Annotated in this window: 18 protein-coding genes; 9 read left to right on the top strand and 9 right to left on the bottom strand. The window is 58.7% G+C overall.

Translation table 11 applies throughout. The features are described 5' to 3' along the window. Window positions 1-14 precede the first annotated feature (14 nt). From AC1RME_RS00090 to AC1RME_RS00075, 4 genes are all read left to right on the top strand, one after another. Window positions 15-608: an aminodeoxychorismate/anthranilate synthase component II gene (locus tag AC1RME_RS00090; RefSeq protein ID WP_007956309.1), complete on the top strand. Its 594-nt coding sequence runs from the start codon at window positions 15-17 to the stop codon at window positions 606-608. 9 nt (window positions 609-617) lie between these two features. Then, window positions 618-1,667 (top strand): anthranilate phosphoribosyltransferase, encoded by a 1,050-nt coding sequence (gene trpD / locus AC1RME_RS00085; protein WP_096817925.1) that lies wholly within the window; start codon window positions 618-620, stop codon window positions 1,665-1,667. Continuing rightward, on the top strand, window positions 1,664-2,500 hold the full coding sequence (trpC, locus tag AC1RME_RS00080; protein WP_096817929.1) for an indole-3-glycerol phosphate synthase TrpC: 837 nt from the start codon (window positions 1,664-1,666) through the stop codon (window positions 2,498-2,500). The genes trpD and trpC overlap by 4 nt, the downstream gene beginning before the upstream one ends. A gap of 96 nt (window positions 2,501-2,596) precedes the next feature. Continuing rightward, entirely contained in the window at window positions 2,597-3,295 is a 699-nt protein-coding gene (locus AC1RME_RS00075) for a lipoate--protein ligase family protein (RefSeq protein ID WP_493090184.1), read from the top strand. Between the two features lie 10 nt (window positions 3,296-3,305). Here the strand turns inward: AC1RME_RS00075 and crp are convergent, their stop codons facing one another. Next, on the bottom strand, window positions 3,306-3,950 hold the full coding sequence (gene crp, locus AC1RME_RS00070) for a cAMP-activated global transcriptional regulator CRP (RefSeq protein ID WP_085709238.1): 645 nt from the start codon (window positions 3,948-3,950) through the stop codon (window positions 3,306-3,308). 236 nt (window positions 3,951-4,186) lie between these two features. Here crp and AC1RME_RS00065 point away from each other — a divergent pair, with 236 nt between their 5' ends. Continuing rightward, window positions 4,187-4,609: an OsmC family protein gene (locus tag AC1RME_RS00065; RefSeq protein WP_003228794.1), complete on the top strand. Its 423-nt coding sequence runs from the start codon at window positions 4,187-4,189 to the stop codon at window positions 4,607-4,609. 237 nt (window positions 4,610-4,846) lie between these two features. Next, window positions 4,847-5,641, top strand: coding sequence for an adenosylmethionine decarboxylase (gene speD, locus AC1RME_RS00060; protein ID WP_007956315.1), 795 nt, complete (start codon window positions 4,847-4,849; stop codon window positions 5,639-5,641). Window positions 5,642-5,702: 61 nt separating this feature from the next. On the opposite strand, the gene coq7 is transcribed toward speD, so the two are convergent. The 6 genes from coq7 to hemJ form a co-directional block, all read right to left on the bottom strand. Next, on the bottom strand, window positions 5,703-6,350 hold the full coding sequence (gene coq7 / locus AC1RME_RS00055; RefSeq protein ID WP_493090182.1) for a 2-polyprenyl-3-methyl-6-methoxy-1,4-benzoquinone monooxygenase: 648 nt from the start codon (window positions 6,348-6,350) through the stop codon (window positions 5,703-5,705). A gap of 106 nt (window positions 6,351-6,456) precedes the next feature. Then, window positions 6,457-6,795, bottom strand: coding sequence for a histidine triad nucleotide-binding protein (locus AC1RME_RS00050; RefSeq protein ID WP_003228789.1), 339 nt, complete (start codon window positions 6,793-6,795; stop codon window positions 6,457-6,459). Between the two features lie 80 nt (window positions 6,796-6,875). Beyond that, the gene (locus AC1RME_RS00045; protein WP_007956321.1) at window positions 6,876-7,664 is read right to left on the bottom strand and encodes an SDR family NAD(P)-dependent oxidoreductase; all 789 of its coding nucleotides are present in this window, start codon (window positions 7,662-7,664) and stop codon (window positions 6,876-6,878) included. A 61-nt stretch (window positions 7,665-7,725) separates the two neighbouring features. Further along, window positions 7,726-8,676: a DUF805 domain-containing protein gene (locus AC1RME_RS00040; RefSeq protein WP_096817935.1), complete on the bottom strand. Its 951-nt coding sequence runs from the start codon at window positions 8,674-8,676 to the stop codon at window positions 7,726-7,728. A gap of 94 nt (window positions 8,677-8,770) precedes the next feature. Next, the gene (locus tag AC1RME_RS00035; protein WP_096817937.1) at window positions 8,771-9,739 is read right to left on the bottom strand and encodes an NAD(P)H-dependent flavin oxidoreductase; all 969 of its coding nucleotides are present in this window, start codon (window positions 9,737-9,739) and stop codon (window positions 8,771-8,773) included. 33 nt (window positions 9,740-9,772) lie between these two features. Then, window positions 9,773-10,201, bottom strand: coding sequence for a protoporphyrinogen oxidase HemJ (gene hemJ, locus AC1RME_RS00030; RefSeq protein WP_096817939.1), 429 nt, complete (start codon window positions 10,199-10,201; stop codon window positions 9,773-9,775). Between the two features lie 135 nt (window positions 10,202-10,336). Here hemJ and argC point away from each other — a divergent pair, with 135 nt between their 5' ends. Both argC and erpA read left to right on the top strand, forming a co-directional pair. Further along, the gene (gene argC / locus AC1RME_RS00025) at window positions 10,337-11,371 is read left to right on the top strand and encodes an N-acetyl-gamma-glutamyl-phosphate reductase (protein ID WP_096817941.1); all 1,035 of its coding nucleotides are present in this window, start codon (window positions 10,337-10,339) and stop codon (window positions 11,369-11,371) included. A gap of 168 nt (window positions 11,372-11,539) precedes the next feature. Next, the gene (gene erpA, locus AC1RME_RS00020; protein WP_003228776.1) at window positions 11,540-11,890 is read left to right on the top strand and encodes an iron-sulfur cluster insertion protein ErpA; all 351 of its coding nucleotides are present in this window, start codon (window positions 11,540-11,542) and stop codon (window positions 11,888-11,890) included. Between the two features lie 74 nt (window positions 11,891-11,964). Here the strand turns inward: erpA and AC1RME_RS00015 are convergent, their stop codons facing one another. Together AC1RME_RS00015 and AC1RME_RS00010 are read right to left on the bottom strand one after the other, a co-directional pair. Beyond that, on the bottom strand, window positions 11,965-13,056 hold the full coding sequence (locus tag AC1RME_RS00015) for an anhydro-N-acetylmuramic acid kinase (RefSeq protein WP_096817943.1): 1,092 nt from the start codon (window positions 13,054-13,056) through the stop codon (window positions 11,965-11,967). A gap of 3 nt (window positions 13,057-13,059) precedes the next feature. Beyond that, window positions 13,060-14,484, bottom strand: coding sequence for a peptidoglycan DD-metalloendopeptidase family protein (locus AC1RME_RS00010; protein WP_096817945.1), 1,425 nt, complete (start codon window positions 14,482-14,484; stop codon window positions 13,060-13,062). Window positions 14,485-14,694: 210 nt separating this feature from the next. On the opposite strand from AC1RME_RS00010, the gene tyrS reads away from it, so the two are divergent. Next, on the top strand, window positions 14,695-15,894 hold the full coding sequence (tyrS, locus tag AC1RME_RS00005) for a tyrosine--tRNA ligase (RefSeq protein ID WP_096817947.1): 1,200 nt from the start codon (window positions 14,695-14,697) through the stop codon (window positions 15,892-15,894). Window positions 15,895-15,985 lie beyond the last annotated feature (91 nt).

The following is a 15,985-nucleotide window of genomic DNA, read 5'->3' as shown; positions in this document are numbered from 1 at the left end:
AGGTTCGAAACGCCATGTTGCTGATGATCGACAACTACGACTCCTTTACTTACAACGTTGTGCAATACCTCGGCGAGCTGGGTGCCGAGGTCAAGGTCGTGCGCAACGACGAGCTGACCATCGCCGAAATCGAAGCGCTCAACCCGGAGCGAATCGTGGTGTCCCCCGGTCCGTGCACACCGACCGAAGCCGGCATCTCCATCGAAGCCATCAAGCACTTTGCCGGTAAACTGCCGATCCTCGGCGTCTGCCTCGGCCACCAGTCCATCGGCCAGGCCTTTGGCGGTGACGTGGTGCGTGCCCGGCAAGTGATGCACGGTAAGACTAGCCCGGTATTCCACGAGGACAAGGGCGTATTCGCCGGCCTGAACCGTCCGCTGACCGTCACCCGCTATCATTCCCTGATCGTCAAGCATGAGACCTTGCCCGATTGCCTGGAGCTGACCGCGTGGACTCAGCACGATGACGGCTCGGTGGATGAAATCATGGGCCTGCGTCACAAGACCCTGAACATCGAGGGCGTACAGTTCCACCCGGAATCGATCCTCACCGAGCAGGGCCACGAACTGTTCGCCAACTTCCTCAAACAAACCGGCGGCACGCGCTAAGGACTCTCCATGAATATCAAGACAGCCCTGAGCCGTATCGTCGATCACCTCGACCTCAGCACCGATGAAATGCGTGATGTGATGCGCGAAATCATGACCGGCCAATGCACGGACGCGCAGATCGGCGCGTTCATGATGGCCATGCGCATGAAGAGCGAAAGCATCGACGAAATCGTCGGCGCGGTGTCGGTAATGCGCGAGCTGGCCGACCAGGTCGAACTCAAGACCCTCGACGGCGTGGTCGATGTGGTCGGCACTGGCGGTGATGGCGCAAACATTTTCAACGTGTCTACCGCTTCATCCTTCGTCGTTGCCGCTGCCGGCTGCACAGTGGCCAAACATGGCAACCGCGCGGTGTCGGGCAAGAGCGGCAGCGCCGACCTGCTGGAAGCGGCCGGGATCTACCTCAACCTGACCCCGGTTCAAGTGGCGCGTTGCATCGACAACGTCGGCATCGGTTTCATGTTTGCCCAGACTCACCACAAAGCCATGAAATACGCCGCCGGCCCGCGCCGCGACCTCGGCCTGCGTACCCTGTTCAACATGCTCGGCCCGCTTACGAATCCGGCCGGCGTCAAACATCAGGTCGTCGGTGTATTCACTCAGGCACTGTGCCGGCCATTGGCCGAAGTCTTGCAGCGTCTGGGCAGCAAACATGTGTTGGTGGTGCATTCGAAGGACGGTCTGGACGAATTCAGCCTTGCTGCGCCGACTTTTGTGGCCGAGCTGAAGAACAACGAAATCACCGAATATTGGGTCGAGCCGGAAGATCTGGGTATGAAGAGCCAGAGTCTGCATGGCCTGTCGGTCGAGGGTCCGGAGGCTTCGCTGGCGCTGATCCGCGATGCGCTGGGCAAGCGCAAGACCGAGAACGGCCAGAAGGCTGCGGAAATGATCGTGCTCAATGCCGGTGCGGCGCTGTACGCCGCCGATCTGGCAACAAGTCTGAAAGAAGGCGTGGCACTTGCCCACGACGCTCTGCACACCGGTCTCGCTCGGGAAAAACTCGAGGAGTTGGGTGCCTTTACCGCGGTATTCAAAGTGGAGAATGAGGGATGAGTGTACCGACGGTTCTGGAAAACATTCTGGCCCGCAAGGTTCAGGAAGTCGCCGAGCGTAGCGCCCGTGTGAGCCTGAGCGAGCTGGAAAGTCTGGCCAAGGCGGCCGATGCACCCCGTGGTTTTGCCCGTGCCTTGCTGGCGCAGGCCAAGAAAAAACAACCGGCAGTGATCGCCGAAATCAAGAAGGCTTCGCCGAGCAAAGGTGTGATCCGCGAGAACTTCGTTCCTGCCGATATCGCCAAAAGCTATGAGAAGGGCGGGGCGACCTGTCTGTCGGTGCTGACGGATATCGACTACTTCCAGGGCGCTGATGCTTATCTGCAGCAGGCCCGTGCCGCGTGTTCGCTGCCGGTGATCCGCAAGGACTTCATGATCGATCCGTACCAGATCGTCGAAGCCCGTGCGCTGGGCGCCGACTGCGTGCTGCTGATTGTCTCCGCGCTGGATGACGTGAAAATGGCCGAGCTGGCTTCGGTGGCCAAAGGCGTCGGTCTCGATGTGCTGGTGGAAGTCCACGACGGCGATGAGCTGGAACGCGCATTGAAGACCCTCGACACGCCGCTGGTCGGGGTCAACAACCGCAACCTGCACACCTTCGACGTGAGCCTGGAAACCACCCTCGACCTGCTGCCGCGCATTCCGCGCGATCGTCTGGTGATCACCGAGAGCGGGATCCTCAACCGTGCCGATGTCGAACTGATGGAAATCAGCGACGTTTATGCGTTCCTGGTCGGTGAAGCGTTCATGCGCGCCGAAAGCCCGGGAATTGAACTGCAACGTCTGTTCTTCCCTGAGCGCGGCGTTCCGGTGAGCGGTTCGACCCTCGACTGATCGACTCTTCGCAGGCGCCCGTATCCCTCCGGGAGCGGGCTTGCCCGCGAAGGCAGCATAAGATTCACCTCAGGCTCAACGTCCTATGGAAACCTTATGATCCCCACTTCCCTGACCATCGAAACCGGCCTGCAAGCCGAGCAGGATCTGCTGGCCTCGGTCTGCGCCGGTGATGCCGAATTCGGTCTGCTGTTCTGGCAGCCCAGTGATCGCGCTCTGGTCATGCCGCGCCGCTTGAACCGGCTTCCCGGATTCGATCACGCCTGTGAAGTCTCCGCCGCTGCCGGCTGGCCAGTGTTGTTGCGTGAAACCGGCGGTGAACCTGTTCCGCAATCCGCTTCGACGATCAACATTGCTCTGGTCTACGCGCCGCCTCGCAGCGAAGGCGATCTGAACCGCATCGAAACCGGTTACCGGCGTCTGTGTGATCCGATCTGTGAGTTGCTGGATGAGTTGGGTGGCACGTCTTCGCTGGGTGAAATCGATGGCGCGTTCTGCGATGGTCGTTTCAACGTCAACCTCGACGGCCGCAAGATGGTCGGCACCGCTCAGCGCTGGCGCCAGAGTCAGGGTGGGCAGCGTCCGGTGGGATTGGTGCACGGTGCGATGCTGCTGGATGACGAGCGCGAATCGATGGTTGCGGCGGTCAACCGCTTCAATGAAGCGTGTGGCCTGGAGCAACGGGTACGCGCTGCAAGCCACATCGCGTTGCATGAGAAATTCCCGGCGCCCCATGCCTTGGCGCGACTCGATGAACTCTTTCGTTTAATGCTGGCGCAGATCTACGCCGCCTGAGCGTTCGAACTCAGCGAGTGCCGAAGACCACCATGGTCTTGCCTTTCACATCCACCAGGTTGCGTTCCTCAAGATCTTTGAGCACGCGACCGACCATCTCCCGCGAACAACCGACAATCCGCCCGATTTCCTGACGGGTCACCTTGATCTGCATGCCGTCCGGGTGGGTCATCGCATCGGGTTGCTTGCACAGCTCCAGCAGGCAGCGGGCCACACGGCCGGTGACATCGAAGAACGCCAGATCGCCGACCTTGCGCGTGGTGTTGCGCAAGCGTTGTGCGATTTGTCCGCTGAGCACGTAAAGAATGTCTGGATCCTGCTGCGACAGCTCACGGAATTTGGCGTAGCTGATTTCCGCGACTTCGCACTCGACCTTCGCCCGCACCCAGGCACTGCGCTCCTGTTCCTGGCCGGCCTGTTCGAACAGGCCCAGCTCACCGAAGAAATCCCCGGCATTCAGGTAAGCGATGATCATCTCGCGGCCGTCGTCATCCTCGATCAGGATCGTGACCGAGCCGCGGATGATGAAGTACAGCGTGTCCGAGCGATCCCCGGCGCAGATGATGTTGCTCTTGGCCGCATGGCGCCGGCGCTGGCAATGCATCAGCAGTTTGTCGAGGTTCTTGATTTTAGGTGTGGGGGTAATACCAACCATGGTTGTATCCCGAAAAGACTGCACGGTTATATTTGGTTTTTATATGAGGCGCTGAGGCGGTCGCTACAAATACTGGCTAGGCGCCAGTGAATTGGCGCCAGCTTACCAGACACTTCGTCGAAAATTCGAGAAATTACCTACGCGGTAAAGGCATCCGTCCTAGGATCAGCGCTCGCAGTCAAACCGGGGCCCTGTGCTAAGCTGGCGACCCTTTTTTCTACAGTGGAGTCTTGGCGATGAAGGCACGCATCCAATGGGCTGGCGAAGCCATGTTCCTCGGCGAATCCGGCAGCGGTCATGTCGTGGTCATGGACGGTCCGCCGGACGCCGGTGGTCGCAATCTGGGTGTTCGCCCGATGGAAATGCTCCTGCTGGGCGTTGGCGGTTGCAGCAATTTCGACGTGGTCAGCATCCTGAAGAAGTCCCGTCAGGCGGTTGAAAGCTGCGAAGCTTTCCTGGAAGCCGAACGCGCGACCGAAGATCCGAAAGTGTTCACCAAGATCCACATGCACTTCGTGGTCAAGGGTCGTGGCCTGAAAGAAGCCCAGGTCAAACGCGCCATCGAGCTGTCGGCGGAGAAGTATTGCTCGGCCTCGATCATGCTCGGCGCGGCCGGCGTGGCGATCACCCACGATTACGAAATCGTCGAACTCGGCTGAGCCGACATTCAACTATCATAAAAGCAGTGCAGACTCTGGCGATCCCCCGCTGACGTCTGCATAATGCGCCACTTTTTTCAGGGCAGTGATCGGTCAACCGACGGGTCTTCCGCCTGAACAGATAACCAAAATCGCCATCGCGAAGAGGTGTTAACCGTCCTACGCAGGTGCGTCGTTCGCACTTGACGGGCATGCTTGATCACGCGGCCGGGCCGCATACATAGAGAGTTTTTAACGGTGAAAAGCAAACTCAAGCTCCACGGGTTCAATAACCTGACAAAGACCTTGAGCTTCAACATCTATGACATCTGCTACGCGGAAACCCCGCAAGACCAGCAGGCTTACGTCGAGTACATCAATCAAGAGTACAACGCGGAACGCCTGACGCAGATCCTCACGGAAGTTGTCGAAATCATTGGTGCCAACATTCTGAACATTGCCAGTCAGAACTATGAGCCTCAGGGTGCCAGCGTCACGATTCTCATCTCGGAAGAACCGGTCACCCCGACCGAAAGCCAGATCGAAGAGTCCCCGGGTCCGCTGCCGGAAATCATCCTGGCCCACCTCGACAAGAGTCATATCACGGTGCATACCTACCCGGAAATCCATCCGGACGCCGGTATTGCGACGTTCCGTGTGGATATCGACGTGTCGACCTGTGGAGTCATTTCACCGCTCAAAGCGCTCAACTTCCTGATTCACCAGTTCGATTCGGACATCGTGACCGTGGATTACCGTGTGCGCGGCTTCACCCGTGACGTTGAAGGCAACAAGCACTTCATCGACCACGAGATCAACTCGATCCAGAACTACCTTTCTGAAGACACCCGCGACGCGTACCAGATGACCGACGTGAACGTGTACCAGGAAAACCTGTTCCACACCAAAATGCTGCTGAAGAACTTCGAACTGGATAACTACCTGTTCGGCGATGCCACCAGCAATCTGTCCTCTGAGCAACGCGCCCAGGTGACCGAGCGTGTGAAGCACGAAATGCTGGAAATCTTCTACGCGCGCAATATGCCGAGCTAAGAAGTCCAGGCACAAAAAAAGGCGACTGCTTTGCGGCAGTCGCCTTTTTTATGGGCGTTTTTCAGATTCGGTAAGTGCTTTTGGTCATCACTTTGGCCAACAGGCTCATGCCGAACTTCACCGGCGCCGGGAAGCGAAAACCGCCGGCCTCCAGCGCACTTTCTGCGTGATGTTCTTCATCGATACGCATCTGCTCCAGAATTGCCCGGGATTTCTCATCCTCGGCCGGCAATTGTTCCAGATGCTCGTTCAGGTGCTTGCACACCTGATGCTCGGTCGCGGCGACAAAACCGAGGCTGACCTTGTCGCTGATCAGCCCGGCGACTGCGCCAATCCCGAACGACATGCTATAGAACAGCGGATTGAGCACGCTGGTGTGGCTGCCCAGCTGATGAATGCGCTGTTCGCACCAGACCAGATGATCGATCTCTTCTTCGGCCGCATGCTCCATGGCTTCGCGAACCTGCGGCAGCTTGGCGGTCAGGGCCTGACCTTGGTACAGCGCCTGGGCACAGACTTCACCGGTATGGTTGATGCGCATCAGGCCGGCGACGTGGCGGGTGTCTTCGTCGCTCATCTGCACATCGGGCTGCACGATGGCCGGCGACGGACGGTACGGCTGGCCGCTGAAGGGCAGCAGGGTTCGCATTGCGGCATCGGCTTGCAGCAGAAGACGGTCAATTGGCGAATAGTGACGTTGGGTAGTCATGCTGACCTCCGGGAAGAATCTCGGCGGCCAGTTTAACCGAATCGGCCGGGGAAGGTTTGCGCTGGGTCATGTGGGAGCAGGGCGCTCCCACAGATTTCGAGGTCGATCAGCCCGGTGGCCAGTTCATCTGGCGTTGACCGAGTACGTGCATATGAATGTGGTAGACCGTCTGCCCACCCTTTTCATTGCAGTTCATCACCACCCGGAAGCCTTCCTCGCAACCCAGTTCCAGCGCCAGACGCTGGGCGGTGAACAGGATATGCCCGGCCAGTGCCTTGTCGTCTTCGGTCAGGTCGTTGAGGGTGCGCACCGGTTTCTTCGGGATCACCAGAAAATGTACGGGTGCCTGTGGGGCGATGTCGTGGAACGCCAGAACCTGGTCGTCCTCGTAGATGATCTTCGCCGGGATTTCCCGGTTGATGATCTTGGTGAAAAGAGTATCCACAGCTGTTTTCTCCATTGTGTGAGCTGGCCTGAGTGTACTCATGAGGTATAAGTCCGCCCAGTGTTTTACCGTAGGACGATTCAGCGAGGGCAGTAAGCTTTGTTAACCATGCCGACGATGGTGCGGTTGAGCCAGCGCGAACCTAGTCGTGGCAGAAAGGCGAACCAGCGGTTTCTGCGCCCGGGAATGATGATCGCGCGGTTTTTCTCCAGGGCGCGCACGGTATACAGCGCGACCTCTTCGGGGCTCATCAGCAGTTTGCTGGCGTTGAGTTTGTCGTTGTTCAGTTGCGCCGTGCGAAAGAACGCCGTGCGCGTCGGCCCTGGGCAGAGCACCGAAACTTTCACGGCGCATTTTTTCAGTTCCACCCGCAGCGCTTCGGAAAAATGCAGAACATAGGCCTTGCTGGCGTAGTAGGTGCTCATCCATGGGCCTGGATTGAAAGCCGCCACCGACGCCACGTTGAGAATCTGCCCGCCGCCCTGCAGGGCCATGCTGTTGCCGATCGCGTGGCACAGACGCGTGAGGGCGAGGATGTTCACTTCGATCAGGTCCTGCTCGGTCATCCAGTCCTGGGCCAGGAAAGGGCCGCACGTGCCGATGCCGGCACAGTTCACCAGCAGATCGATCTGCCGGTCACCTTCTTCAAGCTCCAGCAGAAACCCGGACAGGCGCAACGGCTCACCCAGATCGCAGGCCCGGAACAGTACCTCCACGCCGAAACGCTGGGTCAGTTCAATCGCAATGCTTTCCAGCTGATCACGCTGTCGGGCCACCAGAATCAGGCTGCGGCCACGGCGGGCCAAGGCTTCGGCCATGGCCAGGCCGATGCCGCTGGAGGCGCCAGTGATCAGAGCGTAACGGGTCATGCAGTTCTCCATCGCAACAGCTCCGCGCCGTGGACGCAGGTGTCACGGCGGGGAGCGCTGTTCATTCTTTCGCAGAGTCTACAGGGGCCGGAGCGGCTTCGGCTGCATCGTCCACTGAATTCGGCGCGGGCTCGACTTCGACATCGACTTCATCAGCGGTCACCGAACCGCTCTCATAACTGCTTTCGAGGCTGGTTTCGTACTCCTGCTGGATCGCGGAGATCCCGCCCAGCATTCCGCCGACGAAGAACAACCCGATAAAGACGATCCACAGAGAGCACAGCACTTTGACGGCTGTGCTGTTCGGTGGCGGTGGCGGGCCATAGCGATTGGCGCCGGTATTGCCGGGCATGACCATGATCACCAGCGGGAAGAAGCTGCCCACGAACGGTACCAGGGTCAGTAGCCAGAGCCAGCCTGACCAGCCGATATCGTGCAGACGCTGAATGCTGAACAGGATGCCGACGATCGCGAAGGCCAGGAACAGGAAGAAGGCGAAGATACCGCCAATGATCAGGCCGGAGGTCGAATCGGCGCTCACCAGGCCCAGACCGATCAGCGCAAACACACCGATGATTGGCAGTGTCACCAGACTCAGTACCATCGACCATGCCAGGTAGCGCAGGCGTCCGATCCGTCCTTCGACGCTCAATGGCTTGAGCGCGGCGAACTCCGGCAGGTGTTCACCGACACTTGCCCGAGGTGGTGCATAGGGTGAGTCGGGCTCAGCCACGGCAGCGGAGTGTTCCTGGACATCGGACAGATTCAGTTCGATGGCTGTTTCTGTCTCGATCCGGGCGTCGATCCCTGTCTTGCCCAGCGCTTGCAAATAAGCCTGGGCGTCGCTGTGTGACAGGTCGCGCTTGAGGGCAACGGCGCGTCCATTGAACAGGCGCTCGATGCCGGCCACGTCACTCTTGAACAGGTCGGCCAGATTGAGTTTGGCCGTGGTGATATCGACGCCAGGCTGAAGGGCTCCGTCGAAAACGATCTTGTAACGCGGTTCGCTCATGACCGAGGCATCCTTGTCGCGAAAGAAATTGAATTGAAGCGTGTTGCAGTCGCCAAGTGTAAGGCCAGTCGGGCAATGACTGGCCGGAATTTTCTCAGCGTGGCCAGCGTTTCGGAAGTTGCGCCGCGTGTTCCAGCGCCTGGCGATACTCGGCATCGAGGCGTGCCACCAGTTGGTCCACGCTCGGCAGATCGTCGATTTCGCCTACCCCCTGGCCGGCCGACCACACGGTTTTCCAGGCCTTGGCTTCATCGTTGATCGGTTTGAGCTTGTCGCCGAAGTTCACTTCACCTTTGCCTTGCAGCGCAGCCGTGTCGAAACCGGCAGCTTCCAGGCTTTGACGCATGAAGCTGGCCGGTACTCCAGACACGGCAGGAGTATGAATGATGTCCGCTGCCTTGGCTGTCAGGAGCATCTCCTTGTAGGCGTCGGGCGCATGACTTTCAGTCGTACCGATGAATCGTGTTCCGAAGTAGGCCAAATCCGCGCCAAGTAGCTGTGCGGCGAGAATCTCATGGCCGTGGTTCAAACATCCTGCAAGCAGCAGCGTCTTGTCGAAGAACTGACGAATCTCGGCAATCAGCGAGAACGGGCTCCAGGTGCCGGCATGGCCACCGGCGCCGGCGGCAACGGCGATCAAGCCATCGACGCCGGCTTCAGCGGCTTTTTCCGCATGGCGGCGAGTCGTCACGTCGTGGAACACTAGGCCGCCATAGCTGTGCACGGCGTCCACCAACTCCTTCACCGCACCGAGGCTGGTGATGACGATGGGTACTTTGTGTTCGACGCAGATGTTCAGATCCGCCTGCAGACGCGGATTGCTCTTGTGAACAATCAGGTTCACGGCATAAGGCGCCGGGTTATCCAGTGTCGCCAGTCCCGCTTCGATCTGTTCCAGCCAGGCCTTGAATCCGCTGCTTTCGCGTTGGTTGAGCGCCGGAAAGCTGCCCACCACGCCATTGCGACAGCACGCGAGCACCAGTTCAGGATTGGAAATCAGGAACATCGGCGCAGCCACGACGGGCAGGCGCAGACGTTGTTCGAGCAGAGCGGGCAGCGACATCGGAAGTACCCCGGAAAGTTGAACCAGTTGAAGTTAGAACGGCTTGACCACGACCAGAATTACGATAGCCAGCAATATCAGAACCGGCACTTCATTGAACCAGCGATAAAAGACATGGCTGCGGGTGTTCTCGCCACGGACAAAACGTTTTACCTGCGCGCCGCACATGTGGTGATAACCGATCAACAGCACGACCAGGGTCAGCTTGGCGTGGATCCAGCCACCGCTGCTGAAGATGCTCGGGTTCAGGTAAATGAGCCAGCCGCCGAAGATCAACGCGGCGATCATCGCCGGGCCCATGATGCCGCGATACAGCTTGCGCTCCATGACGCTGAAGCGTTCCTTGCTGATCGTGTCTTCACTTTGTGCGTGATAAACGAACAGTCGTGGCAGGTAGAACAGCCCGGCAAACCAGCACACGATGCTGACGATATGAAGCGCTTTGATCCACAGATAGAGCATTTTTGTTTATTCCCTCATTCACGGTAGGCCGGATAGTAGAGGCTTGAGCGTCCGCACGTCACCTTGACGGTTGTCGCAGGGGCGCGCGGCCCCTATTATCGACGGCTTTCCAGTGGGTTCGTTGAGGGCAGGTTTATGGTCAAGGTCGGTATCGTCGGCGGCACGGGTTACACCGGTGTCGAACTGCTGCGTCTGTTGGCACAGCATCCGCAGGCAGAAGTGGTGGTGATCACTTCCCGATCCGAGGCCGGTCTGGCCGTGGCAGATATGTACCCGAACCTGCGCGGTCACTACGACGGTCTGGCATTCAGCGTGCCGGACATCAAGACCCTGGGCGCCTGCGACGTGGTGTTTTTCGCCACTCCACACGGGGTTGCCCACGCACTGGCCGGCGAATTGCTGGCTGCGGGCACCAAGGTCATCGACCTGTCGGCGGATTTCCGTCTGCAGGACGCGGATGAATGGGCCAAGTGGTACGGCCAGCCGCACGGTGCGCCGGAGCTGCTGGACGAAGCGGTTTATGGCTTGCCGGAAGTCAACCGCGAGCAAATCAAGAAAGCACGCCTGATCGCGGTGCCGGGTTGCTATCCGACCGCAACGCAGCTGGGTTTCCTGCCGTTGCTTGAGGCAGGTCTGGCCGATACTTCGCTGCTGATCGCCGACTGCAAATCCGGTGTCAGCGGTGCCGGCCGTGGTGCTTCCGTGGGCTCGCTGTATTCCGAGACGTCGGAAAGCATGAAGGCCTATGCGGTGAAAGGTCACCGTCATTTGCCGGAAATTCGTCAGGGGCTGCGTCGTGCGGCGGGCAAGGATGTCGGTCTGACCTTCGTGCCACACCTGACACCGATGATTCGCGGCATTCATTCCACGCTCTATGCGACCGTGGTTGATCGCTCGGTGGATCTGCAGGCACTGTTCGAAAAGCGTTATGCCAATGAACCGTTCGTCGACGTGATGCCGGCCGGCAGCCATCCGGAAACCCGTAGCGTGCGCGGTGCCAACGTCTGCCGAATTGCGGTTCACCGTCCACAGGATGGTGATCTGGTGGTGGTGCTGTCGGTGATCGACAATCTGGTCAAGGGCGCGTCGGGTCAGGCGGTGCAGAACATGAACATCCTGTTCGGTCTGGATGAGCGCTTTGGTCTGTCCCACGCGGGCATGCTGCCGTAACGGTTTGTTGTACGCGTAAAAAAGGCCCGTTGAACGGGCCTTTTTGCATTCTGGTCGGTTGATCAGCTTTATTGATATACCGTAACAATAGTTGACCGATTTTCTAGGACAAGCGGATAATGCGCGTCATCACGCATTATGGCGGCGTAACGCCGGGAGATAGTCAGCATGAGCGTCGAATCCTTCACCCCCACGGCTTTGCAATTCACCCAGGGTGCCGCGCACAAGGTGAAGAGCCTGGTCGATGAAGAGGGGAATGATCGCTTGAAGCTGCGCGTATTCGTTACGGGCGGCGGTTGTTCAGGGTTTCAGTACGGCTTCACCTTCGATGAGGATGTGGCCGAGGACGACACCATCGTCGAGCGCGAAGGCGTGAGTCTGGTGGTTGATCCGATGAGCTTCCAATACCTGGCGGGTGCCGAGGTGGACTACCAGGAAGGTCTGGAAGGTTCGCGGTTCGTGATCAAGAACCCGAATGCCACCACGACGTGTGGTTGCGGCTCCTCGTTCTCGATCTGATTTCGCTTCAACGTACACAATAAAACGCCGCAGAACTCCAGGGTTCTGCGGCGTTTTGTTATCTGCATTTTGCCTTAGTTGGGGTAGATGGCGCCGAGTACGCGCAAGCCCTTTGCGCCGGTGACGCTGGGGCGATTGGCGGTGATGCCCTCCAGGCAGCAATGGGCCAGCCAGGCGAAGGCCATGGCTTCAACCCAGTCTGGATCAACACCGTGAGTCGCAGTGCTGGCGACTTTCGCGTTGGGCAGCAGGTCTGCAAGGCGCTTCATCAGCGTGGCGTTGTGGGCGCCGCCGCCGCAGACCAGGAGTTCTTCGGTATCTGTTTGAGCGCTTTGCAGCGATTCGACGATGGTCAGCGCCGTCAGCTCGAGCAGCGTTGCCTGTACGTTTTCGGGTGTGAAACCCGGCAGGTGTGACAGATGCTGTTCCAGCCAAGGCAGGTTGAACACTTCCCGGCCGGTACTCTTCGGGCCTTGGGTCGAGAAGAAGGGATCGCTCAGCAATGCCTTGAGCAGGACCCGCTCAACCTTGCCGCTGGCTGCCCATTGACCGTTGCGATCATAGTTTTCCCCGCGCTGCTGGTGAATCCACGCATCCATCAGAACATTCCCAGGCCCGCAGTCGAAACCGGCTACAGGCTTGTTCGGCTCGATCAGGCTGAGATTGCTGAAGCCGCCGACATTCAGGACCGCGCGGTTACCGGTACGCTCTTCGAACAACGCTTCGTGGAAGGCAGGAACCAGAGGGGCGCCTTGACCGCCGGCGGCCACATCACGGCTGCGGAAGTCACTGACGACCGTAATGCCGGTCAGTTCGGTCAGCAGGGCAGGGTTGCCGATCTGTACGGTGAAACCGCGTGCCGGCTCATGGCGAATGGTCTGGCCGTGGCTGCCGATCGCGCGAATGGCTTCGGGTTTGAGCTGTTGCTGCTTGAGCAGGGCATGGATCCCTTGGGCTGCAAGCTTCACCCAGTTCTGCTGGGCAATGGCCGAGCGGGCGATCTCGTCGGGGCCGCTGGCGCACAAGCCAAGCAGCTCGGCGCGCAGGGAGTCAGGCATGGGAATGTAGTGCGTGGCGATCAGGTTGATCGCCGAGGTCTGCTCGATCAGGGCGATGTCCAGACCGTCGAGGCTGGTTCCGGACATCACGCCGATATAGAGAGCCATTGCTTAACGCTTGCTCGAGGCCAGCATGGTGGCCTTCTCTTGGTCCATGCGAGCCATCAACGGCTGGCTCTGTGCCAGGAAGCGGGCGCGTTCGGCTTTGGCAATCGGGTCGGCCATTGGCAGCTTCTGGCCCAGTGGATCGACGTGAACACCGTTGACCTGGAACTCATAGTGCAGGTGCGGACCGGTGGACAGGCCGGTGGTGCCGATGTAGCCGATCACCTGGCCCTGCTTGACGGTACCGCCGGTTTTCACGCCTTTGGCGAAACCCTGCATATGGCCGTACAGCGTGCGGTAGGTATTGCCGTGCTGAATGATCACGGTGTTGCCGTAACCGCCACGACGACCGGCCAGCAATACTTTGCCGTCACCGGCAGCCTTGATTGGCGTACCGCGTGGGGCGGCGTAATCGACACCTTTGTGGGCGCGGATCTTGTTGAGGATCGGGTGTTTGCGGCCCATGGAAAACTTGGAGCTGATGCGGGCGAAGTCCACCGGCGTGCGGATGAACGCCTTGCGCATGCTGTTGCCATCGGCGGTGTAGTAGCTGCTGTTGCCCTGCTTGTTGGTGTAACGCACGGCGGTGTAGGTCTTGCCGCGGTTGGTGAAGCGGGCGGACAGGATCGGGCCGTTGCCGACGGCTTTGCCATTGACCACTTTCTGCTCGTAGATCACGTCGAACTCGTCACCCTGGCGGATATCCTGGGCGAAGTCGACGTCGTAGCCGAAAACGCTGGCCATATCCATGGTCAGGCTGTGGGACAGGCCGGCGCGGGCGGCGGACTGGGACAGCGAGCTGTTGATCACGCCGTGGACATAAGCAGTACGAACGGTAGGTTTGGCGGTTACGCGGTTGAATACATAACCCTTGTCGTTCTTGGTCAGGGTGATGGTTTCGACGTCGCTGACCTTGCTGTGCAGGTTGGTCAATTGGCCTTGCGGGTTGAGCTCGAATTCGAGTTTCTGGCCGTGTTTGAGCTGGCTGAACTGCTTGGCCTGTTTGTCGCTGGCCAGCACGTCATGCACGGCTGCAGCGGGAAGGCCGACCTTCTCGAACAGTGTCGAAAGGGTATCGCCCTTGGAGACGATCACTTCCCTGTGGCCTGGAGCCTTCTTTTCAGGAGCGACCGGAGCAGGCGCTGGCGCGGCCTGGGCGGTTTGAGGTGCGTCTTCTGCGCTGTTTTCGATCTGCGCGAAGGGCGAGGCTACTGGCTCATTTGTGGCTTGAACCGCGTCAGCAGCGTCTTGATCTTGTGTCAGTTGTTCAGCAGGACTTTCCAGTTCAAGGCTCAGGGTCGTCTTTTTGGCTTCAACATCACTGGAAGGAAATACCAGGAGCGCCAGGCTGAGAAGGGCGGCGATCCCACTTGCGGCAAGCAGGTGGGTCTTCGGGTAAAGCGGTGGCGCTTTAGACGGTTCAGTGGTCATAAGTAGTTTTGACTTTGAAAAGATGAATTGGAAAAGATGAATGACATGATGAAGATGAAATAACTGTATAAAATATAACCAAATCATCTCTGAGGCAAGTCCGCAGGCATCTCGCCCGTGGATTGGTGTCCGTGCGCCGGGCAAAACTTGTAATTGGTGCGCGATCTTGTATGGTTGGTTCCCTTTGAATCTGAGCCTTGCGGGTCTGTTATGAAGTCGGTTGAAGAGCAGCTAGCGCTGATCAAACGTGGTGCGGAAGAATTGTTGGTCGAGTCCGAGCTGATCGAAAAGCTCAAGCGTGGCCAGCCGCTGCGAATCAAGGCCGGCTTCGATCCAACGGCGCCGGATCTGCACCTTGGTCACACCGTGCTTATTAATAAGCTGCGCCAGTTCCAGGAGCTGGGGCATCAGGTGATCTTCCTTATAGGTGACTTCACCGGAATGATCGGGGATCCGAGTGGCAAGAGTGCAACTCGTCCTCCGCTGACCCGTGAGCAGGTTCTGGAAAATGCCGAGACCTACAAGACTCAGGTCTTCAAGATTCTTGATCCGGCGAAAACCGAAGTCGCGTTCAACTCCACCTGGATGGATCAGATGGGGCCAGCGGACTTTATTCGTCTGACTTCGCAGTACACCGTGGCTCGTATGCTTGAGCGTGATGACTTCGACAAGCGCTACACCACCAATCAGCCAATCGCCATTCATGAGTTCCTCTATCCGCTGGTACAGGGGTATGACTCGGTTGCATTGCGCGCGGACGTGGAGCTGGGCGGTACTGATCAGAAGTTCAACCTGTTGATGGGGCGCGAGCTGCAGCGTGGTTATGGTCAGGAAGCTCAGTGCATTCTGACGATGCCCCTGCTCGAGGGGTTGGATGGCGTTAAGAAGATGTCCAAGTCGTTGGGCAACTACGTCGGTATCCAGGAAGCGCCGGGCGTCATGTATAGCAAGCTGGTTTCGATCCCGGATGCGTTGATGTGGCGTTACTTCGAGCTGCTCAGCTTCCGTTCGATGGATGAGATCAATGCTTTCCGTGCTGATGTAGAGGCGGGTGCCAATCCTCGCGACATCAAGATCAAGCTGGCTGAAGAAATTGTTGCGCGTTTCCATGGTGAAGAGGCTGCTGCCAGTGCCCACCGTGGTGCGGGTAACCGTATGAAGGATGGCGAGTTGCCGGATGATTTGCCGGAAGTCGAACTGACTGCTGCCGAAGATATGCCGATTGCTGCCGTCCTTAATAAGGCTGGCCTGGTGAAGAACTCGGCGGCTGCTCGTGACCTGCTGGCTTCTGGCGGTGTGCGTGTAGATGGTGAGGTTGTCGATCGTTCCTTTATATGCGTGCTGGGTGCGACTCATGTTTGCCAGGCCGGCAAGAAGGCTTTTGCACGGATTACGCTGAAATCCGAGTAAGGTTGAAATTAGGGGTTGACGGCAGATTCTGGAGGCCTATAATTCGCCCCACTTCCGGCGCAGTCGAAACGGAAAACTCCTTGAAACTCAA

The sequence above is a fragment of the Pseudomonas sp. GW822-FHT03F08 genome (assembly GCF_058801265.1).
Note: the sequence above shows the minus strand (reverse complement) of the source record. Positions and strands in the feature narration are given on the sequence as shown.